General features: G+C 72.6%; 22 protein-coding genes. 14 read left to right on the top strand and 8 right to left on the bottom strand.

Annotated features, from left to right (window positions below; genetic code table 11):
• Window positions 1-162: 162 nt before the first annotated feature.
• Window positions 163-1,287, top strand: a complete 1,125-nt coding sequence (locus ACWDYJ_RS25220; RefSeq protein WP_451567863.1) for a GuaB3 family IMP dehydrogenase-related protein — start codon at window positions 163-165, stop codon at window positions 1,285-1,287.
• 90 nt (window positions 1,288-1,377) lie between these two features.
• Here the strand turns inward: ACWDYJ_RS25220 and ACWDYJ_RS25215 are convergent, their stop codons facing one another.
• Genes ACWDYJ_RS25215 through ACWDYJ_RS25205 form a run of 3 tightly spaced genes read right to left on the bottom strand, consistent with a single transcriptional unit; the run spans window position 1,378 to window position 3,182 of the window.
• A complete protein-coding gene (locus ACWDYJ_RS25215; RefSeq protein ID WP_451567862.1) occupies window positions 1,378-1,695 on the bottom strand; it encodes a type II toxin-antitoxin system PemK/MazF family toxin in 318 nt (105 codons plus the stop codon).
• Window positions 1,692-1,892: a hypothetical protein gene (locus ACWDYJ_RS25210; RefSeq protein ID WP_451567861.1), complete on the bottom strand. Its 201-nt coding sequence runs from the start codon at window positions 1,890-1,892 to the stop codon at window positions 1,692-1,694. Before ACWDYJ_RS25210 ends, ACWDYJ_RS25215 begins: the two co-directional genes overlap by 4 nt.
• A 60-nt stretch (window positions 1,893-1,952) precedes the next feature.
• On the bottom strand, window positions 1,953-3,182 hold the full coding sequence (locus ACWDYJ_RS25205) for a nucleotide sugar dehydrogenase (RefSeq protein WP_451567860.1): 1,230 nt from the start codon (window positions 3,180-3,182) through the stop codon (window positions 1,953-1,955).
• A 272-nt stretch (window positions 3,183-3,454) separates the two neighbouring features.
• Here ACWDYJ_RS25205 and ACWDYJ_RS25200 point away from each other — a divergent pair, with 272 nt between their 5' ends.
• The 7 genes from ACWDYJ_RS25200 (at window position 3,455) to ACWDYJ_RS25170 (ending at window position 17,309) form a co-directional block, all read left to right on the top strand.
• Window positions 3,455-5,173, top strand: a complete 1,719-nt coding sequence (locus tag ACWDYJ_RS25200; RefSeq protein ID WP_451567859.1) for a glycerol-3-phosphate dehydrogenase/oxidase — start codon at window positions 3,455-3,457, stop codon at window positions 5,171-5,173.
• A gap of 135 nt (window positions 5,174-5,308) precedes the next feature.
• Window positions 5,309-7,801 carry a protein kinase domain-containing protein gene (locus tag ACWDYJ_RS25195; protein ID WP_451567858.1) on the top strand — a complete coding sequence of 831 codons (2,493 nt, stop codon included), beginning with the start codon at window positions 5,309-5,311 and terminating at the stop codon, window positions 7,799-7,801.
• 125 nt (window positions 7,802-7,926) lie between these two features.
• Window positions 7,927-10,215 carry a serine/threonine protein kinase gene (locus ACWDYJ_RS25190; protein ID WP_451567857.1) on the top strand — a complete coding sequence of 763 codons (2,289 nt, stop codon included), beginning with the start codon at window positions 7,927-7,929 and terminating at the stop codon, window positions 10,213-10,215.
• 125 nt (window positions 10,216-10,340) lie between these two features.
• The gene (locus ACWDYJ_RS25185; protein ID WP_451567856.1) at window positions 10,341-11,966 is read left to right on the top strand and encodes a serine/threonine-protein kinase; all 1,626 of its coding nucleotides are present in this window, start codon (window positions 10,341-10,343) and stop codon (window positions 11,964-11,966) included.
• 93 nt (window positions 11,967-12,059) lie between these two features.
• A complete protein-coding gene (locus ACWDYJ_RS25180; RefSeq protein ID WP_451567855.1) occupies window positions 12,060-13,691 on the top strand; it encodes a succinic semialdehyde dehydrogenase in 1,632 nt (543 codons plus the stop codon).
• Window positions 13,692-13,702: 11 nt separating this feature from the next.
• Window positions 13,703-15,484, top strand: coding sequence for a GMC oxidoreductase (locus ACWDYJ_RS25175; protein ID WP_451567854.1), 1,782 nt, complete (start codon window positions 13,703-13,705; stop codon window positions 15,482-15,484).
• Between the two features lie 166 nt (window positions 15,485-15,650).
• Window positions 15,651-17,309, top strand: coding sequence for a hypothetical protein (locus ACWDYJ_RS25170; RefSeq protein ID WP_451567853.1), 1,659 nt, complete (start codon window positions 15,651-15,653; stop codon window positions 17,307-17,309).
• 243 nt (window positions 17,310-17,552) lie between these two features.
• Here ACWDYJ_RS25170 and ACWDYJ_RS25165 read toward each other — a convergent pair whose 3' ends face one another.
• The 3 genes from ACWDYJ_RS25165 to ACWDYJ_RS25155 all read right to left on the bottom strand — a co-directional run bounded on the left by ACWDYJ_RS25165 (window position 17,553) and on the right by ACWDYJ_RS25155 (window position 18,461).
• Window positions 17,553-17,849 carry a chorismate mutase gene (locus ACWDYJ_RS25165; protein ID WP_451567864.1) on the bottom strand — a complete coding sequence of 99 codons (297 nt, stop codon included), beginning with the start codon at window positions 17,847-17,849 and terminating at the stop codon, window positions 17,553-17,555.
• A 148-nt stretch (window positions 17,850-17,997) separates the two neighbouring features.
• Window positions 17,998-18,273 (bottom strand): DUF7848 domain-containing protein, encoded by a 276-nt coding sequence (locus tag ACWDYJ_RS25160; RefSeq protein WP_451567852.1) that lies wholly within the window; start codon window positions 18,271-18,273, stop codon window positions 17,998-18,000.
• Window positions 18,267-18,461 (bottom strand): hypothetical protein, encoded by a 195-nt coding sequence (locus ACWDYJ_RS25155; protein WP_451567851.1) that lies wholly within the window; start codon window positions 18,459-18,461, stop codon window positions 18,267-18,269. Before ACWDYJ_RS25155 ends, ACWDYJ_RS25160 begins: the two co-directional genes overlap by 7 nt.
• Window positions 18,462-18,631: 170 nt before the next feature.
• Between ACWDYJ_RS25155 and ACWDYJ_RS25150 the strand changes: the two genes are divergently transcribed.
• The 6 genes from ACWDYJ_RS25150 (at window position 18,632) to ACWDYJ_RS25125 (ending at window position 24,773) form a co-directional block, all read left to right on the top strand.
• Window positions 18,632-19,372 carry a DUF6879 family protein gene (locus ACWDYJ_RS25150; protein WP_451567850.1) on the top strand — a complete coding sequence of 247 codons (741 nt, stop codon included), beginning with the start codon at window positions 18,632-18,634 and terminating at the stop codon, window positions 19,370-19,372.
• A gap of 19 nt (window positions 19,373-19,391) precedes the next feature.
• Entirely contained in the window at window positions 19,392-20,234 is an 843-nt protein-coding gene (locus ACWDYJ_RS25145; protein WP_451567849.1) for a helix-turn-helix domain-containing protein, read from the top strand.
• Between the two features lie 103 nt (window positions 20,235-20,337).
• Window positions 20,338-21,933, top strand: coding sequence for a glutamine-hydrolyzing GMP synthase (gene guaA, locus ACWDYJ_RS25140; RefSeq protein WP_451567848.1), 1,596 nt, complete (start codon window positions 20,338-20,340; stop codon window positions 21,931-21,933).
• Between the two features lie 124 nt (window positions 21,934-22,057).
• Window positions 22,058-22,861: a class II aldolase/adducin family protein gene (locus tag ACWDYJ_RS25135; RefSeq protein ID WP_451567847.1), complete on the top strand. Its 804-nt coding sequence runs from the start codon at window positions 22,058-22,060 to the stop codon at window positions 22,859-22,861.
• A gap of 94 nt (window positions 22,862-22,955) precedes the next feature.
• Window positions 22,956-24,212 (top strand): hypothetical protein, encoded by a 1,257-nt coding sequence (locus ACWDYJ_RS25130; protein WP_451567846.1) that lies wholly within the window; start codon window positions 22,956-22,958, stop codon window positions 24,210-24,212.
• 30 nt (window positions 24,213-24,242) lie between these two features.
• On the top strand, window positions 24,243-24,773 hold the full coding sequence (locus ACWDYJ_RS25125; protein WP_451567845.1) for a DoxX family protein: 531 nt from the start codon (window positions 24,243-24,245) through the stop codon (window positions 24,771-24,773).
• On the opposite strand, the gene ACWDYJ_RS25120 is transcribed toward ACWDYJ_RS25125, so the two are convergent.
• Window positions 24,719-24,943 carry a hypothetical protein gene (locus ACWDYJ_RS25120; protein ID WP_451567844.1) on the bottom strand — a complete coding sequence of 75 codons (225 nt, stop codon included), beginning with the start codon at window positions 24,941-24,943 and terminating at the stop codon, window positions 24,719-24,721. The two genes, ACWDYJ_RS25125 and ACWDYJ_RS25120, sit on opposite strands and share 55 nt — an antisense overlap.
• On the bottom strand, window positions 24,930-26,216 hold the full coding sequence (locus ACWDYJ_RS25115) for a PspC domain-containing protein (protein ID WP_451567843.1): 1,287 nt from the start codon (window positions 26,214-26,216) through the stop codon (window positions 24,930-24,932). Before ACWDYJ_RS25115 ends, ACWDYJ_RS25120 begins: the two co-directional genes overlap by 14 nt.
• Window positions 26,217-26,276: the final 60 nt, after the last annotated feature.

Below are 26,276 nucleotides of genomic sequence, written 5' to 3'. Positions count from 1 at the left end.
GTCAGCACGCCCCCGGACCCCCGCGCCTCAAACCCCCCAGACTCCGTCCGGGGATACCCCTGGCGGGGCTGAGTTCGCCGTCCCGTACAGCGGTCACCGGAACGCGGGCCGCCGGGGTTCGGGGATACTGGACGGGCAGACCCACAGGAAAGGCCACCACACGTGACTGAGATCGAGATCGGGCGCGGCAAGCGCGGCCGCAGGGCGTACGCGTTCGACGACATCGCCATCGTCCCGAGCCGGCGTACCCGGGACCCGAAGGAGGTCTCGATCGCCTGGCAGATCGACGCGTACCGCTTCGAGCTTCCCTTCCTGGCCGCCCCCATGGACTCGGTCGTCTCCCCGCAGACCGCGATCCGCATCGGCGAGCTCGGCGGCCTCGGCGTGCTGAACCTCGAAGGCCTGTGGACCCGCTACGAGGACCCGCAGCCGCTGCTCGACGAGATCGCGGAGCTGGACGAGGAGTCCGCCACCCGCCGTCTCCAGGAGATCTACTCCGCGCCGATCCAGGCGGACCTGATCCGCCGGCGCATCAAGGAGGTGCGCGACTCCGGTGTCGTCACCGCCGCCGCGCTCTCCCCGCAGCGCACCGCCGAGTTCTCCAAGGCCGTCGTGGACGCCGGCGTGGACATCTTCGTGATCCGCGGCACCACCGTGTCGGCGGAGCACGTCTCCGGCGCCGCCGAGCCGCTGAACCTCAAGCAGTTCATCTACGAGCTCGACGTCCCGGTCATCGTGGGCGGCTGCGCCACCTACACCGCCGCCCTGCACCTGATGCGCACCGGCGCCGCGGGTGTCCTGGTCGGCTTCGGCGGCGGCGCCGCGCACACCACGCGCAACGTGCTCGGCATCCAGGTCCCGATGGCCACCGCCGTCGCGGACGTGGCCGCGGCGCGCCGCGACTACATGGACGAGTCCGGCGGCCGCTACGTGCACGTCATCGCCGACGGCGGCGTGGGCTGGTCGGGCGACATCCCGAAGGCCGTCGCCTGTGGCGCGGACGCCGTGATGATCGGCTCCCCGCTGGCCCGTGCCACCGACGCGCCCGGCAAGGGCAACCACTGGGGCATGGAGGCCGTCCACGAGGACGTGCCGCGCGGCAAGAAGGTCGACCTCGGCACCGTCGGCACCACCGAGGAGATCCTCACCGGTCCGTCGCACAGCCCTGAAGGCTCGATGAACATCTTCGGCGCGCTGCGCCGCTCGATGGCCACCACCGGCTACAGCGAGCTCAAGGAGTTCCAGCGGGTCGAGGTCACGGTCGCGGACTCGCAGCACAGCCGCTGACCCGTCTCGTTCGCACGCGCGTACACGCCGGAGGGCCGGCACCCCGTGGGGTGCCGGCCCTCCGGCGTCGGTCCGTGCGGGTGAGCCGGCTCAGAGCCCGAAGTACAGGCTTACGGCATGCTCGACCTCGGCCAGCTCGTCCCGGTCGAGGTAGTGGACCGGGTCGCCGTGGATGTACGTGATGTCGACCGTACGGATCTGATCGACGAGCAGTCGCGTGAGAACGCCGTCGAATTCCAGTTGCGGCCGGAAGGCGGCGGGCTGGGCGCTGGTCGACGCAGGGATGACCGTCGCCACGTTCCAGGGCATGGAACTCGGACTGAGGACGAGCCCGTACCGCTTGCCGCGCTGTTCGTGCCCGCGCTTGGCGTCACCGAAGTCGACGCGGTAGAGCGCCCCCCGGATCACCAGGCATCAACTTCGTCGTTCAGGTCCTCGTCCGCGAGCCGCTCGGCGTCCGCGCGCGCCCGGCTGAGCCATACCTCGCGCTCCAGCAGTCGCAAGGCGCGCCGGATCACGTCACTCGTGCGCTCGCCCTCGCGGGTGGCCGCAGCGATGATGCGCTCGTCCTCTTCGGTGGGTCGGAACCCTATGGTCGTGGCCATAAATCCAGGCTAGCGCTCTGTGCAACATCCGTCCAGCCAATGTTGCACACCGGTTGATCCTCAGAGGCGGTGGGCCGCGCCCGCCGGGCTGGCGCCGCGGGTGTCCAGCAGCAGCTGCGCCTTCACCGACAGGCCCTGGAGGTCGTACGTCCGGTGGTGCTGGAGCAGGATCGTCAGATCGGCGTTGGCGGCGGCCTCGTAGAGCGAATCGGCGCGCGGCACGGGCTGGTCCCGGACCCTCCAGCCGGTGATGTACGGGTCGTGGTAGCTGATCAGGGCGCCGAGGTCGATGAGCCGGCTGGCGATCTCGCCGGCCGGGGAGCCCTCCTGGTCGGCGAGGTCGGGTTTGTACGTGACCCCGAGCAGCAGGACGCGGGCGCCGCGGGCGGATTTGCCGTGCTCGTTCAGCAGGGTGGCGGAGCGCTGGATGACGTACTGCGGCATCCGGTTGTTGATCTCCTGCGCCAGGCCGACCATGCGCAGGGGGTGGCCGGGGGTGCGGGTGGTGTGCGGGAGGTAGTTGGGGTCGAGGGGGACGCCGTGGCCGCCGACACCGGGGCCGGGGCGGAAGGCCTGGAACCCGTACGGCTTCGTCTCGGCGCACCGGATGACGTCCCACAGGTCGACGCCGAGGTCGTGGCAGAGGACCGCCATCTCGTTCATCAGGGCGATGTTGACGTGCCGGTAGTTCGTCTCCAGGAGCTGTACGGTCTCGGCCTCGCGCAGCCCGCGGGCGCGCACCACCTTCTCGGTGAGGCGGGCGTAGAAGGCGTGCGCGGACTCGGTGCAGGCGGGGGTGAGGCCGCCGATCACCTTGGGGGTGTTGGAGACGCCGTGGGTCCGGTTGCCCGGGTCGAGGCGGCTGGGGGAGTACGCCAGATGGAAGTCCCGCCCGGCGCGCAGCCCGGAGCCCGATTCGAGGATCGGGCGCAGGTAGTCCTCGGTGACGCCCGGGTGCGCGGCCGATTCGAGGATCACGGTGGTGTGCGGGCGCAGGCGGGCGGCCAGGGTGCGGCCGGCGTCGCCGACGGCGGTGAGGTCGAGCGCGCGGTCGGCGCCGAGCTGGGTGGGGGCGCAGATGACGGCGGTGCGGACCCGGCCGAGTTCGGCGGGGTTGGTGGTGATCCGGAAGCCGGCCGCCGACATCCGGCGGATCTCGGCGGCGGTGAGGGTGCTGTCCGTGGCCGGACCGCTGTCGTAGCCGACGGTCTCGATTCCGGCGGCGACGGCCGCCTGGGCGAGGGGGAGGCCTAGGTGGCCGAGTCCGATGACGGCGAGATCTGCGGGCATGGGGGGCCGTCCCTTCCCTTCCCTGACACATGAGGGGGCGGTGCGCGCACGTCCTGTGGACAACGGGGGTCCGGAGCCCGGCGGGGAGCTGGCGCAATGTCAGACTAGGCGTATATATGACAGATATGTCGCATTGCGGGGCGGTGGTCGCCGTTGTGTTGTCCACAGGCGGTGGCTGATGTCGGTGCGGCCGGTCAGAATCGGGAACGGGGCATGTGCGCGGGTCACCACCCGCACCGAGCGGGCACGACCCGCACCAACGGGAGGCAGCCGTGAGGACAGCGACACTGGGACCGGCGCAGCGCGCCGAGGCGCTCGCCCGGATGGCCGAGCGCGAACTGGACGTGCTGGTCGTGGGCGCGGGCGTGGTCGGCGCGGGCACCGCGCTCGACGCGGTGACCAGAGGCCTGTCGACCGGGCTGGTGGAGGCGCGCGACTGGGCGTCCGGCACGTCGAGCAGGTCGAGCAAGCTCATCCACGGTGGACTCAGGTACCTGGAGATGCTCGACTTCGCCCTCGTGCGCGAGGCCCTGAAGGAGCGCGGCCTGCTGCTGGAGCGGCTCGCCCCGCACCTGGTCAAGCCGGTGCCGTTCCTGTATCCGCTCCAGCACAAGGGCTGGGAGCGGTTCTACGCCGGCGCGGGAGTCGCCCTCTACGACGCGATGTCGGTCTCCAGCGGCCACGGGCGCGGGCTGCCCACCCACCGCCACCTGTCGCGCAAACGCGCGCTGCGGATCGCACCGGCGCTGCGCAAGGACGCGCTGGTGGGCGCCCTGCAGTACTACGACGCCCAGATGGACGACGCGCGCTACGTCGCCACGCTGGTGCGTACGGCCACGGCGTACGGGGCACACTGCGCCAACCGGGCGAGGGTGGTGGGCTTCCTGCGCGAGGGCGAGCGGGTGGTCGGCGCGCGCGTCCGGGACGTCGAAGGGAGGCGGGGGGCCGCCGGGGAATACGAGGTGCGCGCGAAGCAGGTCGTGAACGCCACGGGGGTGTGGACGGACGACACCCAGGCGCTCATCGGGGAGCGCGGGCAGTTCCACGTACGGGCGTCCAAGGGCATCCATCTGGTCGTGCCGAAGGACCGGATCCATTCGAGCACCGGACTGATCCTGCGGACCGAGAAATCGGTGCTGTTCGTGATCCCGTGGGGGCGGCACTGGATCGTGGGCACCACGGACACGGACTGGGACCTGGACAAGGCGCACCCGGCGGCGTCCAGCGCGGACATCGACTACCTGCTGGAGCACGTGAACTCGGTGCTGGCGGTGCCGCTGACGCGCGATGACGTCCAGGGCGTCTACGCGGGCCTGCGGCCGCTGCTGGCCGGCGAGTCGGACGCCACGAGCAAGCTCTCGCGGGAGCACACGGTGGCCCACCCGGTGCCGGGGCTGGTGGTGATCGCGGGCGGCAAGTACACGACGTACCGGGTCATGGCGAAGGACGCCGTCGACGAGGCGGTGCACGGGCTGGACCAGCGGGTGGCGGAGTGCGTCACGGAGGACGTGCCGCTGGTGGGGGCGGAGGGATACCGGGCCCTGTGGAACGGGCGCGCCAGGATGGCCGCCCGGACGGGTCTTCACGTGGCGCGGGTGGAGCACCTGTTGAACCGGTACGGGTCGCTGACAGAGGAACTGCTCGACCTGATCGCCGCGGATCCGGGGCTGGCGGAGCCGGTGTCCGGAGCGGACGACTACCTCCGGGCGGAGATCGTGTACGCGGCCTCGCACGAGGGAGCCCGGCACCTGGACGACGTACTGACGCGGCGGACGCGGATCTCGATCGAGACCTTCGACCGGGGGACGCGGTCGGCGCGGGAGTGCGCGGAACTGATGGCGCCGGTCCTGGGCTGGGACGAGCAGCAGATCGAGAAGGAAGTCGCGCACTACGAGAAGCGGGTACAGGCGGAGCGGGAATCGCAGCGCCAGCCGGACGACCAGACGGCGGACGCGGCGAGGCTGGGGGCGCCCGACATCGTTCCGTTGTAACTCCGCGATGCGGAAAGGGGAACCGCGGACCCGGGGCGGCCGTCGCTTGCGGAGTGAGCAACAATGAGGTTTCTGCCGGGGCGGGTTAGCGTGCCGGGGCAGCCGGGCCAGGCTGCACGATCGCAGAGGGGACGCATGTCGAAGCCGGACGACTCCGTCGGGGGCGGTACGCCTGCGGCGAAGCCTGCCGTGGTTGCGGGCGGGCTTGGGCCCGAGCCCGAGGACGCGAAGCCGGGCGGCGCCGCCGGGGTTGAGGCCGAGGTCGAGGCTGCGGCGGAACGGGCCGCGCCCGTGCCGGAGCCGCAGGACGCGACGCCTGGCGTCGCGGCGGCGGAGCCGAAGCCTGAGGGGGCGGAGCCCGCGTCCGTGGCGGACGAGGTCATGTCGCGGGACGAGCCCGAGGGGGCGAAGCCCGGCGTCGCGGCGGCCGAGGCCGGGGGCAAGAAGCCTGTGGCGGGGCCGGTCGGCGCCGGGTCGGAGCCGCGGGACGCGGCGCCTGCGGCGGGCAAGACCGTGTCGGGGGCCGAGTCGCCGGAGCCGGAGGACAAGAGGCCTGTGGCGGAGCCGGTCGGTGCCGGACACGAGCCGGAGGATGTGGAGCCCGTGGCGGACGAGAGCGCGTCGCGGGGCGAGCCGGAGGATGCGGTGCCCGCGGCGGACAAGGGTGTGCCGGGCGTCGAGCCTGACGGTGTGAAGCCCGTGGAGCCGAAGGCTGACGGGGCGAAGGCTGACGGGGCGAAGGTCGCGGTCCGCGGAACGGTCGCGGCCAAGGACCAAGGGCGGTTGCTCGCCGGGCGGTATCGGCTCGGGGCCGTGCTCGGCAAGGGCGGCATGGGCACCGTGTGGCGGGCCCAGGACGAGACGCTCGGCCGGACGGTCGCCGTCAAGGAGCTCCGCTTCGGCACCGGCGTCGACGAGGACGAGAAGCGCCGGCTCATCACCCGTACCCTCCGCGAGGCCAAGGCCATCGCGCGGATCCGCAGCGAGGGCGCGGTCACCGTCTACGACGTCGTCGACGAGGACGCCCGCCCGTGGATCGTCATGGAGCTCATCGAGGGCGCCTCCCTCGCCGAGTTCGTGCGCGAGAACGGTCCGCTCACCCCGCGCCGCGCCGCCGAGGTCGGGCTCGCGGTGCTCGACGTGCTGCGCGCCGCGCACCGCCAGGGCATCCTGCACCGCGACGTCAAGCCGTCCAACGTGCTCATCGCCGCCAGCGGCCGCGTCGTCCTCACCGACTTCGGCATCGCGCAGGTCGAGGGCGACCCCTCCATCACCTCCACCGGCATGCTCGTCGGCGCCCCCTCCTACATCTCCCCCGAGCGCGCCCGCGGCCAGAAGCCCGGCCCGCCCGCCGACATGTGGTCGCTCGGCGGGTTGCTGTACGCCGCCGTCGAGGGCATTCCCCCGTACGACAAGGGCTCCGCGCTCGCCACCCTCACCGCGGTGATGACCGAGCCGGTGGACCCGCCGAAGAACGCCGGCCCGCTGACCGAGGTCATCTACGGTCTGCTCGTCAAGGACCCCGCCGGCCGGCTCGACGAGGACCACGCGCGGACGATGCTCACGGCCGTGCTCAACGCCCCCGAGCCTGCGCCCGTACTCGTCCCCGTGCCGCCGGTGGAGGAGACCCGGCCGATCTCCCTCGACAAGGCGGACGAGGCGGCCGAGAAGGCCGCCGAGAAGGCGGCGAAGAAGGAACGCGACCGGCGTGAGCGCGAGCAGCGCGAACGGACCCGCGCGGCGCTGAAGTCGGCCCGCAAGGCGGCGGCCGCCGAGGCCGCCTCCGCCGCCGAGGTCCCGCCGTCCCGGCCCGCTCCGGTGGTCGCCGCGCCGCTCACCGACGTGGTGCCGCGCCGCACCATCGCGCTCGCGATAGTCGGCGTGATCGTGGCGCTGGCGGCGATCGGTTCGCTGATCGCGTACGCGGTCGGCGGCGACGACAAGGGCGACCGCAAGGACGAGGGCAAGGGCGGACCGGTCCCGGTCGTGTCCGGCAGTCCGTCCCCGGGCACTTCACCGGGTACCTCGCCCGGTACGTCACCCAGCGCGGCCACGCCCAGCGGGGCCGCGAGCGGCTCGACGCCGGAGGCCGCGCCCAGTGGCAGCGGTGCCTCCGACCAGGGGCAGGGTCAGGGCCAGGGCGCCAGCCCCGGTTCGCCCGGCGGCACCCTGCCCGCCGGGTACGCCACGGTGTCGGACCTGCGGTTCCACTTCTCGATGGCGATGCCCGAGGGCTTCCGCCAGACCGGCACCGCGGGCAAGGACTCCGGCGCCATATACAGCCGCGACGGCGGCTTCCCGCGGATCCAGGTCGACTTCAACAAGAGGCCGGGCGACGACGCCCGCACCGCCTGGGCGGAGCTGGCTCCGGCCGTGGCGGGCAGCAGCAAGAACTACCGCCTGATCGGGCTCGACGTGGTGGACTACCGGGGCTACCCGACCGTCGCGGACTGGCAGTTCGAGCGCGAGCAGCAGGGCACGAAGATCCGGGTGCTCAACCGGGGCTTCAGGGTCGACGCGACCCACGGCTACGCGATCATGATCAGCTGCGCCGCCGACCAGTGGGACGGCCCCGAGTGCACGCAGATGCGCAACACCGCGTTCGAGACCTTCCAGGTTTTGGGCTGACGAGCCCGGGATGACGAGCCCGGGCCTGACGAGCATCGTCAGGCCCGGGACGCGGGCGGCCCGCGCGACGTATCGTGTCAGCGGGGGCCACGGGGACCTGGGCCCCGGCACTCGGGGGAGGCGATGTGGAGGACTATGCCGGCCGGATCCTGGCCAGCCGTTACCGTCTGCCGCTGCCGCCGTCCGACGCGTACGAGCTGATCGAGACCCGCGCCTTCGACACCCGCAGCGGGCAGGAAGTCCTCGTACGGCAGGTGCCGTTGCCGGAGGTCGTGGACGCGGAGCTGCTCGACGGTTCGCGCGGGCCCGCCGCCGGTGGGCGCCCGGCCGGGGAACTGCCCGCGGTGCGGCGGGCGATCGCCGCCGCGCAGGCCGCGGCTTCCGTGCCGGACCATGCGCGGCTGGACCAGGTCTTCGACGTGTTCGCGGAGGGCGGTTCGCTGTGGATAGTGAGCGAACTCGTCCCCGCCAGGCCGCTGGCCACGCTGATCGCCGATGAACCGCTCAGCCCGTACCGGGCGGCGGAGGTGGCCTCCGACGTGCTGACCGCGCTGCGGGTGCTGCACGCGCACGGCTGGACCCACCGGAACATCACCGTCCGCACGGTGTTGATATGCGACGACGGGCGGGTGGTCCTGACGGGGCTGGCGGCGGGCGCCGCCGAGGAGGCCCTGTGCGGGTACGACCCGGTGCCGCCGCCGCTCTTCGAGGAGCCTGAGGAGCCTGAAGAGCCGGGGGAGGTGTCCGGACCCGCCTACGCGCCGCTGGTGGCGCCCGGCTATGACACCGGGCCGCGGTACTCCGACCACATCGCCCCCGAGGCCCAGGCTGCCGCGCGGGCGGGGACCGTCGCCGCGTACCGGGCCGGGGCGCAGGCCGCCGCCGCCCGGGTCATGGAGGAGCGCGGGGCGGTCGCCGCGGGCGGGCGCCCGGAGGGGTCCAACGTGCCGCAGGGGTACGCGTACCCGTACGGCGGCCCGGACACCGCGGCGGTCACGCCCTGGCACGGCGCCACCCCGCGTCGGCAGCCGGAGCCGCAGCCCGACGAGCGGCAGCCCGACCGGCCGCAGCAGTGGTCAGAGGCCGCCCGCCCCGCGCTGCCCGCGCAGCTCGCCCTCCCGCAGGGCTACCGGCAGGCCGACGACCCGGCCCCGCAGAGCCCGCCCCCGGCCGACGGCTGGGACGGCGGCGGTGGCGGGCCGCGCAGCGGGCTGGACGCCGAGCGGGCCCGGCAGACCCGGATGGCCGTGGTCGGAGCCGTCACCGAGCGGTGGGCGCCCGAGCAGGCCGGTCCCGTGCACGGCCACTGGCAGCTGGCCGCTCCCGTCGGCCCGGCCACCGACCTCTGGGCCCTCGGCGCGCTGCTCTACCGCGCGGTCCAGGGCCACGCCCCGTACCCCGAGGACAGCGTCGCCGAACTGGTCGACATGGTGTGCGCCGAGCCGCCCGCCTTCGCCGAGGAGTGCGGCCCGCTGCGCCCCGTAGTGGAGTCGCTGCTGCGCCAGGACCCGACCGAGCGGCCCGACTTCGAGGAGCTCCGGGGCTGGCTGCGCTCGCTCGTCCGCTCCGCCCCGGAGCCCGACGGCGGCTTCGGCATGCTGCCGATGGCGGAGCCGGATCCCGCGCGGCTGCCCGTCGTACGCAGGCGCGGTGATCTGCACGGACGCCACCGCAACCCCGCCGCGGCGCGGGGGGCGCGCGGGCCGCGCTCCCTCGGCCGGACGCTGCTGGTCGCCATCCTGGCCCTGCTCGCGGGGGCGGTGGCGTACGCGATGGTGTTCATGCCCCGGTCAGGCGATCCGCAGCAGGGGGAGCGGCCGGACCAGCAGCCCGCGGTGGCCGCCCAGACCCCGGCCGGGAAGACACCGACGACCCCGGCCCCGCAGACGCCGCAGACGCAGACCCAGGCCCCGCCCTCCGCATCCGCCTCCGCCTCCGCCGGAACCCCGGAGTCCAAGCCCGCCCCGCAGGGCTACACCCTCCAGCAGGATCCCGAGCACTTCGAGATCGCCGTACCCGAGGGCTGGGACCGCCACGGGATCAACGAGGCGGGCCAGGTGCGCTACACGCAGGGCCAGTTCGTCCTGACCGTCGTCCCGGGCCGGGACCGGGTCGAGGGCAACCCGGATCCGGCGACGTACCAGAAGGACAAGGAGCCGGAGCTGTCCCCGTACCGCAACTCCACCTGGGCGAGCAGCGGTGACGTCAAGTCCACGAAGGTGGGCCAGCAGCTGCGCGTCACGGGCCGCTACACCTGGATCGACAGCACCGGCCGGTCGGTCTTCGCCCGCAACTTCGTCGTCGCGCTCGGCGGGCGCTATCACGTCGTCATGGTCACAGGTCCGGAAGACAACCAGGACCAGGTCACCGACGTCTTCGAGAAGGCCACGGCCAGTTACAAGTCCGGTGGCTGAAGCGATCCTGACGGCTGGTCAGTACGGCAATTGCGTCACAGTGCTGCTCCACCGCCCCCGCGTGGTTCCGGCAGTGCCCGCAGGCTCCGTAATCTGGCCCGAAGTGCACAGAGCGGCGGGGTTTCGTGGAACAGCAGACAGGCGCGGGTGCGGTGCTCGCGGGCCGGTACCGGCTCGTCGAGCCCATCGGCAGCGGCGGCATGGGCAGGGTGTGGCGCGCGCATGACGAGCTGCTCCACCGGACCGTGGCCCTCAAGGAACTGACGGCGGGTCTGTACGTCGCCCAAGCGGACCGGGACGTCCTGCACGCCCGCACGCAGAAGGAGGCCCGGGCCGCCGCCCGGATCCAGCACCCGGCGGTCGTCACCGTCCACGACGTGCTGGAGCACGACGACCGGCCGTGGATCGTCATGGAGTACATCGACGGCCCCTCCCTCGCGGAGGCGGCGAAGGCGGCCGGCCGGATCGAGCCCCGCGAGGCGGCCCGGATCGGGCTGCACGTGCTGGGCGCGCTGCGCGCCGCGCACGCGGTCGGCGTACTGCACCGGGACGTGAAGCCGGGCAACGTGCTGCTCGCCAAGGACGGCCGGGTCCTGCTCACCGACTTCGGGATCGCCGCCATCGAGGGCGACTCCTCCATCACGCGCACCGGCGAACTCGTCGGCTCCATCGACTACCTGGCCCCCGAGCGGGTCACCGGCGGCGCGCCCGATCCGGCCTCCGACCTGTGGTCGCTCGGCGCCACCCTCTACACGGCCGTCGAGGCCCGCTCGCCCTTCCGCCGTACGTCGCCCCTCTCCAGCCTCCAGGCCGTCGTGAACGACGAGCCGCCCGTGCCGCGCCAGTCCGGCGCCCTGGGGCCGGTCATCACCGCGCTGCTGTGCAAGGACCCGGGCCGGCGTCCCTCGGCCGCCGAGGCCGAGCGGATGCTGCTGGAGGCGATGGAGGGCCGGGAGCCGAAGGCGGCGCAGGCGTACGTACCCACGCGCGCGGTCACCTCCGAGGAGCTCGCCCCGGCGCGGGAACGGACCGTGGAGCCGGCGCCGTCGGCGGGCGGCGGGCAGACGGCACCGCTGGCGGAGCGTCCCGTGGCCGCCCCCGCCGACCCGGCAGGGGGCCGGCGGGGGCGCGCCGCGGCCCTCGCCGTGGTGGCGGCGCTGCTCGGCGGCGCCGGTGTCTTCGGGGTGCTCGAGTACACCGGTGACTCCGGGCAGGGCGGCGGCTCGGACAAGAACGTGGGAGCCCCCGACCAGCGGAACCCGGACGAGGACGCGAAGCCGCAGCAGGCCGCCCCGCCGCAGGGCTGGCGCGAGGTCACCGACCTCACGGGCTTCACCTTGTTCGTCCCGGACGGCTGGACGCGCCAGATGAACGGCGACCAGATCGACTACACCCCGGACAACGGAAGGCACTTCATCCGGATCGCCGCCGATTCCACCCCGGACTACGAGAACCCGTACATGCACCTGCTCGACCTGGAGAAGCAGGTGCGGAAGCGTACCGACTACAAGAAGCAGTGGCTCAGCCAGAACACCTTCCGGGACAGCACCCGGGCTGCCCTGTGGGAGTTCACGTGGACGGAGAAGGTGAACTTCCCCGGACCGCGCAGGGCGATCGAGCAGATGTACATCGCCCCCGACGGCACCGAGTACGCGATCTACATGTCGAGCCCCACCAACGACTGGCACACCACCCGCCAGCAGTTCGACATCGTGCTCAGCGGCTGGGAGCCGCCCGCGGGGAAGCCCTGATTCCGTCACCATGCCAGCGATCACTGGCGGAAATGGCAAAATCCGGTTACCGGCGGGTACCCAAAGGCCTCCGGGCGGAATACGCTCACCGCCATGACGGACTCGCAGGCCCCCGCCGCCCCCCTCCGCCCCGCACCGCAGCCCACCAACCCGGTCGCCCCGGCCCCGGCCGGCGCCCGCACCGCCGCCGACGTGGTGACCCCCGACCTGGTCACCCGGCTCACCCGCGGAGTGCTCGGCTCCGGCCGTACCGCCAACCACAGCCCCTTCACCGGGGACCGGCTGGCGGAGCTGCCCGAGGCCACGCCCGAGGACGTCGCCGAGGCCTTCGCCCGCGCCCGCGCCGCACAGCCGACCTGGGCCGCCGTCCCCGTACGCAAGCGCGCGGCAGTGCTGCTCCGCTTCCACGACCTGGTCCTGGCCCGCCAGGGCGAGGTCCTCGACCTCATCCAGCTGGAGACCGGCAAGGCCCGCCTGCACGCCCACGAGGAGGTCCAGGCCGTCGCGGTCGCCGCCCGCCACTACGGCCGCAAGGCCCCCTCGTACCTGCGTCCCAAGGGCCACACGGGCGCCATGCCCACCCTCACCAAGGTCACCGAGCTGCGCCAGCCGCGCGGCGTCGTCGGCCAGATCGCCCCCTGGAACTACCCCCTGGAACTCTCCGTCGGCGACGCGCTGCCTGCCTTCGTCTCGGGCAACGCCGTCGTCATGAAGCCCGACACCGAGACCGCGCTGACCGCCCTGTGGGCCCGGGACCTGCTGATCGAGGCCGGGCTGCCCGCCGAGGTCTTCCAGATCGTCCTCGGCGAGGGTCCCGTCGTCGGCCCCGAGGTGGTCCGGCACGCCGACTACGTCTCCTTCACCGGCTCCACCCGTACCGGCCGCGAGGTCGCCCAGGGCGCGGCCGCCCGCCTCGTCGGGGTCTCCCTCGAACTCGGCGGCAAGAACGCCATGCTCGTGCTGCACGACGCCGATGTGGAGAAGGCCGCCGCGGGCGCCGTCCGCGCCTGCTTCTCCTCCGCCGGCCAGCTGTGCATCTCCATCGAGCGGCTGTACGTCCACACCTCGATCGCCGACGCGTTCGTGGAGCGGTTCGCCACCCGGACCAAGGCCATGCGCCTGGGCAGCTCCCTCGCCTACGGCGCGGACATGGGCTCGCTGGTCGGCGAGCGCCAGCTGGAGACCGTACAGCGGCACGTGGACGAGGCCGTCGCCAAGGGCGCCACCCTCGTCGCGGGCGGCACCGCGCGCCCCGACATCGGCCCGCTGTTCTACGAGCCGACCATCCTCGACGGCGTCGAGGCCCCGATGGCGGTGTGCGGGGAGGAGACCTTCGGCCCCGTCGTCTCCATCTACCGCTTCACCGACGAGGACCAGGCCGTCGCGGACGCCAACGCCACCTCCTACGGCCTCAACTCCAGCGTCTGGACCAAGGACGCCCGCCGCGGCCACGCCGTCGCCGCCCGCCTGCGCACCGGCACCGTCAACATCAACGAGGGCTACGCCCCCGCCTACGGCAGCGCCCAGGCGCCCATGGGCGGCATGAAGGACTCCGGCCTCGGCCGCCGCCACGGCTCCGAGGGCATCCTCAAGTACACCGAGGCACAGACCGTGGCCCACCAGCGGCTGCTGCCGATGGCGCCCTCGCTGGGCATGGACGACGAGAAGTACGCGGCGTTCATGACCCGCAGCCTCCAGGTCATGAAGGCCCTCCGACTGCGCTAAGGGGCACGCCCGTGTCGTACGACTACGACGTCATCGTCATCGGATCCGGCTTCGGCGGGTCGGTCGCGGCCCTGCGCCTCACCGAGAAGGGCTACCGCGTCGGCGTCCTGGAGGCAGGACGCCGCTTCACCCGCGAGAGCCTGCCGAAGAACAGCTGGGACCTGCGCAACTACCTGTGGGCCCCGGCCCTCGGGCTGTACGGGATCCAGCGCATCCACCTGCTCGGCAACGTGATGGTGCTCGCGGGCGCCGGGGTGGGGGGCGGCTCGCTCAACTACGCCAACACCCTGTACGTGCCGCCCGCCCCCTTCTTCGGGGACCGCCAGTGGGCGTCCATCACCGACTGGCGCGAGGAACTCGCCCCGTACTACGACCAGGCCCGGCGGATGCTCGGCGTACGGCTCAACCCGACGCTGACACCCTCCGACGTCCACCTCAAGGCCGCCGCCGAGAAGATGGGCGTCGCGGACTCCTTCCACATGGCCCCGGTCGGCGTCTTCTTCGGCGACGGTGCCGACGCCGAAGGGCACGCGAAGGTCCGGCCCGGCGAGGAGGCCCCCGACCCGTACTTCGGCGGCGCGGGGCCCGCCCGCAAGGCCTGCACCGAGTGCGGCGAGTGCATGACGGGCTGCCGGCACGGCGCGAAGAACACCCTGAACGAGAACTACCTGCACCTCGCCGAGCGCGCGGGCGCCGTCATCCACCCGATGACCACGGTCACCGCCCTCTCCGAGCACCCCGACGGTGGCTACCGGGTCCGTACGGTCCCCACCGACGCCCGCCGCAAGGGCCGGGCGAAGGTGCTGCGCGCCGCGTACGTGGTCGTCGCGGCGGGCACGTACGGCACGCAGACCCTGCTGCACACCATGAAGGACCGGGGTGAACTGCCCCGCCTCTCCGACCGGCTCGGCGACCTGACCCGGACCAACTCCGAGGGCCTGGTCGGCGCGCAGACCGACGACCGCCGCTACCGCAAGCGGCACGGCGGACAGGCGCGGGCGGACTTCACCCGGGGCGTGGCCATCACCTCGTCCGTGCATCCCAACGCGGACACCCACATCGAGCCCGTCCGCTACGGCAAGGGCTCCAACGCCATGGGGTTCATGACGATCCTCCAGGTGCCCTACAGCAGCCACCGGGTACGGGCCTGGTTCGCCCGCACCGCCAGGCACCCCGTCCAGCTCGTGCGCTCGCTGTCCAACCGCCGCTGGTCGGAGCGCACCATCATCGGCCTGGTCATGCAGTCGCTGGACAACTCCCTGACGACGTACCGCAAGCCCGGCGGCCTCGGGAAGGGCCTGCTGACCGCCCGCCAGGGTCACGGGGCCCCCAACCCGGTGCAGATCGCGGAGGCCACGCGGGCCGCGACCCTGCTGGCCGAGGAGATCAACGGCTTCGCGGGCAGCAACGTCGGCGAACTGATGGGCACCCCGCTGACCGCGCACTTCCTCGGCGGCTGCCCGATCGGCGCCTCGCCGCAGGAGGGCGTGGTGGACCCGTACCACCGGCTCTACGGGCACCCGGGCATCTCGGTGGTCGACGGTTCGGCGGTCTCCGCCAACCTCGGGGTCAATCCGTCACTGACCATCACGGCGCAGGCGGAGCGGGCGATGTCGTACTGGCCGAACAAGGGCGAGGCCGACCCGCGGCCCGTCCAGGGGGCGGCGTACGCGCGTCTCGCGGCGGTGGAGCCGAAGCGGCCGGCGGTGCCGAAGGAGGCCTTCGGGGCGCTGCGGCTGCCCTTCCTCGCGGTACCGGAGGTGCCGCGGAGACAACCGGAACCGGAGCACTGACCGTGGCGAGTACCGCGCTCCCCCTCCGAGCGCGGTACTCACCGCGGTACATGAGTGGACAGGCGGTCGTCGGAGAAGGTTGTACCGGAATCCGGCCGACAGGGCTGTGGTGTCGGTCACATGGTGAAGTGTGCAACTGTGACGACGGCCCGGACGTCAAGGGTGCATGAGACAGCGCATCTCCCTGCCGGTCGTCTGCGGTCTGCTGGCCGCAGGCCTGGTCACAGGGCCGGCCACTACCCCCGCGAACGCCGCGAACGCCGCGGAACCCGTCTTCCGGCTGGCCGGTCCGGCCGCCCTCGCCCTGCGCCCGCATCCGGCGACGGGCTCCCCGCAGCCGGCGCCGCTGGCCTTCCGCCTGGAGCGCCCGGCCGCCGGTGGGAACGCTTTCAGTGGCGAGTTCAGCGGCGAGTTCACCTTCACCGTCGACCTGAGCAAGGTCGCGGGGGTGGCGACAGTACGGGAGAACCCGGCGGGCGGAGCGAGGAAGTGCACTCCCAGCGGCAGCACGCTCGTCTGCGAGGAGCGGGGCCCGCGCCCGGCAGCCGGGCCCGTCGTCGACCTGGAGATCGCCGCCGCGCCGGGCAGCGCGGAGAAGGCGAGCGGTGAGGTCACGGTGACCGGTCAGGTGGCCGGGGCCACCGTCACGGCGGCCGTCACCACGGTCACGGTCGGCGGCCCCGACCTGGTCATGGGCGAGATGAAGCTCAAGCGGGACCCGAAGCCGGGGGAGAGCCAGCCGCTGCCACTGACCTTCACCAACCGGGGCACGCAGCCCGCGAAGGGCGTGGTCCTGGAGCTGGAGGCCACGCACGGCCTGGACTTCGCCGAGCGGTACGACAACTGCGCCTACACGACGGGCCGGACCGCGACCACGGCGCTCTGCACGGTCGAGGGCGACTTCCAGGTGGACGAGACCTACGAACTGGCCGGCGACAGCCCGCTGCACCTCAAGACGACCGCGCACGCGCGCACCGAGCGGCTCGGGTACGGCATCCACCCGGCAGCCGGCGCCCCTCAGAAGACGGAGCAGCCGGCGGCCGACGGGCCGAACCCCCGCGATCCGGCCGCCAAGACGCCGTCGAAGGGCCGGAAGCTGGCGGCCCGGCAGCGGGCGGCGGTCCTCGTCCCGGCCCAACGCGGCGCGGACCTCGACCCGCGCGACAACAGCCGCTCGTTCGACTTCGCCGTGGCGAACACTGCCGACTTCTCGGCCGAGCCCCTGTCCCTCCGGGCCAAGGCGGGCGCGACGGTCAAGGCCGCCGTCGTCCTGCGCAACCACGGACCGGCCTGGGTCGGCGACCACCGCTCCGAGGCGCCCGCGGCCGTCGTCGAGGTACGGATCCCGCCGGGCCTGAAGGTCACCAAGGCGCCCGAGGCCTGCAAGCCCGTCCGCCCTGCCGACCTTGCCGACTACGTGTGCGGCACCGGCCCGTCCGTCCTGGAGACCGAGAAGATCGAGTTCGCCTTCGAGGCGAAGGTCGAGAAGGCCGTTCCGAACGCCCGGGGCGCCATCACGGTACGCAAGCACGCCTTCGACCCGAACGCGGCCAACAACACCGCCGCCTTCGTCGTGAACGCCAAGGGCTCCACGACGCCCTCCCCGAGCCCCTCCACCGGGACGCCCAGCCCGAGCGCCTCCGCGTCGGCCACCCCGTCGGTGACGTCGTCCGCGAGCGCGACGCCCGCCGCCACCGCCCAGGGCGGCGGCGGCCCGCTGGCCTCCACCGGCGCCACCGCCGGGCCGCTCGCCCTCGGCGCGGCTGTGCTCGTCGCCGCCGGCGGCGTGCTGTACCTGGCCTCCCGCCGCCGCTCGGCCGCGTAGCGACGTAGGAAGCAGAACGGCCGGCCCGGGGCGTCCCCCGGGCCGACCGTCTTTTCTGGGTGACCGGGCTGCTGTCCCCTGCCGTCCGGTCACGCGAAGGAGCGAGGTCCCACGACGTGCGCCGTCCAGCGTCACGTCTCATCGCTCCCGCAGAGCCACGCGTGGTGGTGCTGCCGACCTCACCAACGAAGGGCCGGAAGGGCCGGTCACGCTCCGGACGGGTGACGAACAGGCGCCTGGCCCTCAGACGCGTCCCCGGCACAGCTCCAACAGCGTCATCGCGAGCGAGGTGCCGGGCTTGCCGAGGGCGTCGCTCCAGTGGTTGAGCACCTCCATCTCACGTGAGAGGTGCACCCGGCGGCCCCCGGAACCGATCCGGGCCTCCTGGATGACGGTCGAGACGGCCATCCGCTCCTGGATCAGACCGATGATCCGGTCGTCGAGGGCGTCGATGCGCGCGCGGGAGTCGGCGATCAGCTGCTCGGGGGTGGTGGTGATCGTGCTCATGGCAGTTCTCCTGTGTGTGGTGGTGGACGACAGGAGCGGAAACGCAGAGCGCCCCGGTCCTGTCGGACCGGGGCGCTCTGGGAAGTCAGCGGCTCAAGCGAGCATCACGATGACCCATGGCGACCGGACCGGCCGGTGCCATAGGTAAAGAGGAAGCTCAGCTGCTTGCGCATGGAACGGATTATGGCCTTCCGCCCCTTTCCTGGCCAACCCCGTTCGCATCCTGAGACGAGCGCGTCACCCGCGCGTGATCGGTGTACACGCGACGGAACAGGTCGTGGCCGGTCTGACCCGTATGCCGCAGGGCCCAGTCCTGCGCCGCCGTCTGCTCGTCCTGCGGCCCCGACTCCGCCCGGCACTGGTAAGCCGCACAGAACGCCTCGTAGATGACCCCGCCCTCCGGCGCGTGCCGGATGGTGTGCGCGACGTACCGCAAGACGGCGCGGGGCCTCAGCACCGGGAGCGCCCGCGGTGGGCGACGATCTCCACGTTGCAGTCCGACACCGCCGAGTGGTCGCCCCGCCGGTGCGCCTCCGCCCGCGCCTTGACCAGCGCCGCGCACACGTCGCAGCCTGCGGCCGGTCTCGGGGCCTCGGCGGGGAGGGAGAGGTGGACCGGGGGACTCATGGTGGTCTGCGATGCCATGAAGTGGACGCTAGAGAAGCAGAGTTGAGGGTGCGAGGGGCTATTCTTGATTATTCTCAGGTGCTCGCGAGTTATGTCGCGAAATTCTCACACGATGGTGGGCAATCTCTAGTCGAGGACGTGGGCGCTCCTCGATGCTGAGTCGACCGGCTACGAGAGGGAGTTACGTCATGGCACGTCGACTGCGGTTCAACGGCACGGGAAGTGGTGTCAATGGGTGCCCGGCCGTGCACGAGGACCTGGACAGCCGCGAGGTGATCATTCACGGACCGCCGCTCACCGACCCTGAGGACATCGCACAGCTCCGGCATCTGTCGCCCGGAGAAGTGCCCATCGTGGTTCCGCGCGAGCTGCTGGTCGACTTCGGCCCCAAGGAGGTCAATCGCGTGCCGCACATCATCGACCTTGATGAGTTCGACAGGTTGTTCACCCGGTTCGAGCACATGACGTGGCGGCTGGAGACCCGGCGCCGCTACGCCTCGGACGAAGCCACCGAGACCTATGCGCAGTTCACCCGGGGTGAGCCCGTGAACTGGGAGGGGACTGACGCGGAGTGGTGCGCCGAGCGTCGTGAACAGGTCGCACTCGGCAAGCGGTTCGAGCGCGTCCGCATCGTCGACGACCCGGCCACACCCGGTCAGCTCTTCCTGCTCGACAACGCGCGCCGGAACAGCGCCCTGGGCGAGGACATCCGGATCCTCCGGCGCAGTGACGCCGAGCGGTTGCACCTTCCCGAGGAGGATTTCTGGATCCTCGACTCGCGGATGGTCGCGCTGCTGAACTTCGACGAGGCCGACAACTTCGTGGACGTCGAACTGATTACGGAGCCGGCTGAGGTGAACCGCTACACCCGAGTGCGCGATGCGGCGTCCCACTACGCTGTCCCGTACGAGGTGTTCGAGGCCAAGTAGCGGCAATGAGCGGGTACCGGTGAGCACGGACTATCAGCAGGCACGGGAAGCGCTCGGCATACGGCTGCGCGAACTCCGTCTCGCGGCCTCTGGTGGCCGACTCACCGGTACGGCGCTGGCTCGACGGCTGGGCTGGCCCCAGCCCAAGGTGAGCAAGCTGGAGAACGGCAAGCAGACCGCGACGCCCGAAGACCTGCGTGCCTGGGCGGACGGGACCGGCCAGCCTGAGGCGTACGACGAACTGCTGGCCCGGCTCAGGGGCTTCGAGAGCCACATCCGCTCCTGGCGACGCCAGTTGAGCTCGGGGCACAAACGCGTGCAGGACACGCACCTCGCCGCGCATGCCGACGCCACCGTGCTCCGGGGGTGGGAGACGTCCATGGTCATGGGGATCCTTCAGACGCCCGACTATGCGCGATCCATCTTCACCCGCTACGCCGAGCTCCAGCAGTCGCCCCGGGACACGGAAGAGGCCGTGCGTTCGCGCGTGAGGCGCCAGGAGGCGCTCTACGACCCCGCCAAGCGCTTCCACATGATCATGTGGGAGGCGGCACTCCACGCCCGCATCTGCCCGCCCTCCGTGCTCGCCGCGCAGCTCGACCGCCTGCTGAGCGTGATCGGCCTCGACACCGTGGAGCTGGGGATCGTCCCCTTCAGCGGGGCATTGAAGATCCCGCCCGCCACGGCGTTCTGGATCTACGACGACCGGCAGGTGATCGTGGAGACCTGGCACGCCGAGCTGTGGCTCGACGACGCCGACAGCGTCGCGACCCACCTCCGGGTCTGGCAGACGCTTCGCGAGTCCGCCGTCTACGGGGCCGACGCCCAGCGCGTGATCAGTCAGGCGCGCCAGGCCCTGTGACCAGCCCGGGACTGCGGCCTCGGACGGTACGACAAAGCAGTAGGTGCCGCCCCCGTTAGAATCGACAAAACAGCCACCTCTTCTCCGCCGGAAGGCCGCCCCCGTGCCAGAAGCACCCTCCGCCGCCCACGACAGCGCCCCGGACACGGTTCTCGTCGTCGACTTCGGCGCCCAGTACGCCCAGCTCATCGCCCGCCGTGTCCGCGAGGCCCGGGTCTACAGCGAGATCGTGCCCAGCACGATGCCCGTGGCCGAAATGCTCGCCAAGGACCCCAAGGCGATCATCCTGTCCGGCGGCCCGTCGTCCGTGTACGAGGAGGGTGCGCCGACGATGGACCGCGCCCTGTTCGAGGCCGGTGTCCCCGTCTTCGGCATGTGCTACGGCTTCCAGCTGATGGCGACCACCCTCGGCGGCCAGGTCGACAACACCGGCGCCCGCGAGTACGGCCGCACCCCGCTGGCCGTCTCCAAGTCCGGCTCCACCCTCTTCGAGGGGACCCCCGACAACCAGTCGGTGTGGATGTCCCACGGCGACGCCTGCTCCGCCGCCCCCGAGGGCTTCACCGTCACGGCGTCGACGGACGTCGTCCCGGTCGCGGCCTTCGAGAACGACGAGAAGAAGCTGTACGGGGTCCAGTACCACCCCGAGGTCATGCACTCCACGCACGGCCAGCAGATCCTGGAGCACTTCCTCTACCGCGGCGCGGGCCTCGCCCCCACCTGGACGACCGGCAACATCGTCGAGGAGCAGGTCGCGGCCATCCGCGAGCAGGTCGGCGACAAGCGCGCGATCTGCGGCCTGTCCGGCGGCGTGGACTCGGCGGTCGCCGCGGCGCTCGTCCAGAAGGCCATCGGCTCGCAGCTCACCTGCGTGTACGTGGACCACGGCCTGATGCGCAAGGGCGAGACCGAGCAGGTCGAGAAGGACTTCGTCGCCGCCACCGGCGTGCAGCTGAAGGTCGTCGACGCCCAGGAGCGCTTCCTGAACGCGCTGGCCGGGGTTTCCGACCCGGAGACCAAGCGCAAGATCATCGGCCGCGAGTTCATCCGCGTCTTCGAGCAGGCCCAGGCCGAGATCATCGCCGAGGAATCGACGACGAAGGGCCCCGTGGCCTTCCTGGTGCAGGGCACCCTGTACCCGGACGTCGTCGAGTCCGGCGGCGGCACCGGCACCGCGAACATCAAGTCCCACCACAACGTGGGCGGCCTCCCCGACGACATCGAGTTCGAACTCGTCGAGCCGCTGCGCCAGCTGTTCAAGGACGAGGTCCGGATGGTCGGCCAGGAGCTCGGCCTGCCCGACGAGATCGTCCAGCGCCAGCCCTTCCCCGGCCCCGGCCTCGGCATCCGCATCGTCGGCGAGGTCACCAAGGAGCGCCTGGACCTGCTGCGCGAGGCCGACGCCATCGCCCGCCAGGAGCTGACCGCCGCCGGCCTGGACCGGGAGATCTGGCAGTGCCCGGTCGTCCTCCTCGCCGACGTCCGCAGCGTGGGCGTGCAGGGTGACAGCCGCACCTACGGCCACCCGATCGTGCTGCGCCCCGTCTCCTCCGAGGACGCGATGACCGCGGACTGGACGCGCATGCCGTACGAGGTGCTCGCGCGGATCTCCACCCGCATCACCAACGAGGTCGCGGACGTGAACCGCGTGGTCCTGGACTGCACGAGCAAGCCGCCGGGCACGATCGAGTGGGAGTAGTCCCCACCCGTACGTGACGAAGCCGCCGCCCGGTTCCCGAGCGGCGGCTTCGTCGTTCCTCTGGCCACTTCCCGGGGCCGCCGGTACCTTGCGCCGCGAGCCGAGCCGTCGAAGGAGAGTGCCCGTGCCCGAGCAGCCCGCGCCCGTGCAGCCCGCGCCCGTGCCGGTGGACCAGTTGCGCTTCGAGATGCCGCCGGTGCACGACACCGTCGAGGAAGCGCGAGCCCACCGCAAGGAACGGCTCGCCGAGGCGCTGCGGCTGCTCGGGCGGCTCGGGTACGAGGACGGGGTGGCCGGGCAGGTCACCGCGCGGGACCCCGAGTTCGAGGACTGCTACTGGGTCAACCCCTTCGGCCGGGCCTTCGTCGGGGTGACCGCCCCGGACCTGCTGCTCGTCGACGGGGACGGGCGGGTCCTCCAGGGCGGACGGCGGGTCAACGAGCTGGCCTTCGCCGTGCACGCGGCCGTCCACCGGGAGCGCCCCGAGGTGGTGGCCGTCGTCCGCACGCAGGCCCCGTACGGCCGGGCCCTCGCCGCCCTCGGCGCGCTGCTGGAGCCCGTCACCCAGGAGGCCTGCGCCTTCTACGAGGACCACGCCCTGCTGGACGCGTACGTAGGGGACGGGGCCGTCGACGCTGCGCGGATCGGGCGCGCGCTGGGCCCGTACAAGGCGCTGATCCTGCGCAACCAAGGGCTGCTGACGGTCGGGGACTCGGTGGAGGCGGCGGTCTGGTGGTTCGTCGCGGCCGAGCGGGCGGCGCAGGTGCAGCTGATCGCGCGGGCGGCCGGGAAACCGGTGCTCATCGACCATCGCGCGGCGGTGCGTACGCGTGAGCGGTTCGGAAGCGATCTGGCAGCCTGGGTGAGCTATCAGCCGCTCCGCCAACTCGGTGACGCGGCGGGTGGCGTCAACATCATGAACGGTTAATCACCTGCTCTGACATCGTGCGCAATCCGGAGCACTGCCGCAGTGGTGCACAATTCGCTGGCATTGCACCGTAGTTCAGAGAGGCGGCACGTACGTGGCTGTCCAAGAGATCTCCCGAAGCACTCATACCGCCGCCTGCACCTGCGAGGACTGCGCACGCGAAGGGCATCGCCGCGCCGTCGCGGCGTTCCTGGAGAAGCGCGAAGAGTTCGCCGCCGGCCAGGGGGTGCCGGCCGCCGTGGCCCACTCCCTCGGCGCGTCCCGCCAGTGGGTCTCCGACGAGCTGACCCTGTCGGCCCGCACCGTCGCCGACCGGGGCCGGGAGGCCGGGAACTCCTGGCTGTACCTGTTCTCGCGGCGGGCCGTGCTCGCCGTGTGGATCGCCGCCGGGGTCCTGTTGCTCGTCCAGGTCGGCACGGCGCTCGGCACCGGCTGGTCCACGGCACGGACCGCCGGACTGCTCGCGGCCCTCGTGCTGGCCGGGCTGCTCACCGTCGCGGCCCGCGCCCAGTCGGTGCGCGGCGGACTGCTGGCCCCGCTGGTCGGCGAGGACAACCGGCTGTCCACCTCGAAGACCGTGCCGAGCGCTTGGGTGGTGCTGACGGCGTTCGCCGCGCTGCTGCCCGCGCTGCGGCTGGCGGCCTCGTCGCCCGGCCCGGAGCGGCAGTCCCTGTACGCGGGGCTCGCCCTGTACCCGGCGCTGCCGCTGCTGGCGGTGGTCTCGCTGACCTCCGTGGTGGCCGTGCTGGTACGCCGGGTGGTCTCCGTACGGATCATGGGTCAGCGGCTGCAGAAGCTGCCCGCCGACCGGCCGCGCGGGGTGGACCTGCTGACGGACGACGCGGGGCGCGGCAGCTTCCCGGACGCCCAGTACGTGCTCGTCTCGACGGTGGTGCTGGCCTACGCGGCGGTCTCGCTGGCCCGCTTCCCGGACCGGCTGCCGCAGCTGCCGTGGGCCCTGGCCCTGCTGGTGGCCCTGTCGGCCGCGGTGTACCTGGCGGCCAAGTACGCGGAGGGCAGCCGCCCGCTCGTGCTGTCGGTGGTCCGCAGACGGGAGCCCGGGGACCTGGACGCGGCCGTGCGCCCGGGGGACGACATCGAGATCCGGGGTGTGGGCTTCGTGCCGCCCGGGGCGCAGACGCCGGAGATGCTGGCCCGGCTGGTGGTGCGGATCGGGGCGGTGCACGTGCACGTGCCGCTGGTCCCGGTGGCGGGCGGGTTCACCAACCCCTCCGACACCGTGCTGACCGTGCCGGTCCCGGCGGAAGTGGAACCGGGGCGCATCGACATCCAGGTGGTGACCGCCGCGGGAGTGGAATCCAACCGCTGCATCATCGACGTGGCCGAGTGAGGGGGCCGGCGATGGGGGTAGACATGTCGCGTGACCCGAACTGATGTCCCTCATGGCGATGTCCCCCGCAGCGATGTCGCCCACGGCGCGCAAGGCCTGCGCGACCGGGCCGCCCGGTACGCGCTCCTGCCCTTGCGGATCTTCCTCGGCGTGACCTTCGTCTACGCGGGTCTGGACAAGCTGACCGACTCCGCGTTCCTGTCCGCCGCCGGCGACGGCTCCATCGGCGACCTGATGCGCGGGGTACGCGACACCTCGGCCGTCCCCGCCCTGGTGGACCTGGCCCTGAAGAATCCCGTCGGCTTCGCCGTCGTCCTGGCCATCGGGGAGATCCTGGTGGGGCTCTGCACCCTGGCCGGGCTACTGCCCCGGATCGCGGCCACCGGCGGAGCGCTGATCGCGCTCAGCCTGTGGCTCACGGTGTCGTGGGCGGTCACCCCGTACTACTACGGCAACGACCTGATCTACCTCATGGCCTGGCTCCCGCTGATCCTCGCCGGGGCGCCCTACTGGTCCTTGGACGAGCTGATCCGCTCGCGCCGGTCGCGGCGTACGGCGTAGGTCACCATCCCGGTCAGGGCCGACAGCGCCAGCCCGCCCACGGCCATCGGGACCACCAGCAGCCACGGCAGGTCGGTCGTCCCGGCGGCGTCGAGCAGGTAGAGCACGCCCGCGGTGATCAGGACCAGGCCGGCCAGCAGCCGTCCCGGCTGGAACTCATGACGCCGCACGGGCCACCTCCACCTGTCCCACACCCGCGTCCAGGTGCAGCTCGATCGTCCCGCCGGCCTCGGTGCCGGGGGTGGGCGGCAGGGTCGCCTGCCGGGTTTCGCCGCCGCTCTTGACCCGTACGTCCGCGCCGGTGTCCGAAGGCAGCCGGATGTCGCCCAGCCGGATCGAGACGTCGGCCCGCGCGGTGACCTCCCGGGGAAGGATCACCTTCAACCGGCCCGCCTCCATGGTGGCGCGCACCGGCACCGTGGTGCCCTTCGGCACGTCCAGGCGGCTCAGGTCCAAGGTGGCCAGCCCGGTACCCGACGCGTACACGGGCCGTACGTCGGCCACCGCGGCCGGGCGCCAGTCGACGTCCCGCCACTCGGTGCCGATCTCGCGGGGCAGCCCGCCCGCCCCCGCGAGCAGCACGGCGGTGATCAGGCCCAGCGCGACCGTGCCGAAACCGGTCCGGCCCATGAGGGAGCTGACCGCCAGCCCCAGTCCGAAGACGGTGAGCGCGGCGGCGAGCCCCACCTGGAGGGCGTGCCCGAGCGGGCTGCCGTGCCAGACGGTGGCGGTGGCGATGCCCCCGGCCAGCGCGGCCAGGACGAAGACCCGGCCGCCGATCCCTCCGCGCGGCGCGGCGGGGACGCGCGGCCGGGGGGCGGCCGGGGATCCGCCCGCGGCCGCGGCGACGGAGTCGTCGGGCCCCCACAGGTAGCCGGTCGATCCGACCGGGCCGGTGGTGCCGTCCTTCACCAGCGGGTCCCGCCACCAGGACGGGCTGCCGGGCACGGGCGGCGCCTGCGTCTCGGGCGGCGCAGGGCTCGCGGCGGACGGCGTCTCGGTCTCCGCGGGGGTGTGCCGGTGCTGCCGGGACCAGTACGAGGCCCCGCCGAGAGCCAGGATGACGAGGATCGAGAAGGCCCCCATGACGCCGTTGTCCACCATCGTCAGGAACAGCGCGCAGCCCACGAGGGCGGTGAACACCGCCGCCAGGGTGGCGCCCTCGACCCGGCCGGTCAGCAGCTTCCTGCCCTCGCTGTCCTCCTCGTCGTCCTGGGGGAGCAGCAGCCAGGCGAAGCCGTAGAAGATCAGGCCGACGCCGCCGGTGACGGCGAGGACCCCGAGCACGATCCGGAACACCACCGGGTCCAGGTCGAAGTACCGGCCGAGGCCGCCGCACACGCCCGCGAGGACCTTGTCGCGCTTGCTGCGGCGCAGGGGAGGCCGCTCGGCCGGGCCGGGGGTCCCGGGGTCCGAGGCGGGGGCGTCGTGTACTTCGGTCATGTGTCCATGGTGACGGGCCGCCCGGCCCCACGGCACCCGTCACGACCCTGGCGCAACCCT

The organism is Streptomyces sp. NPDC003042, assembly GCF_053591315.1.
This window is presented reverse-complemented; position numbering and strand designations above follow the sequence as displayed.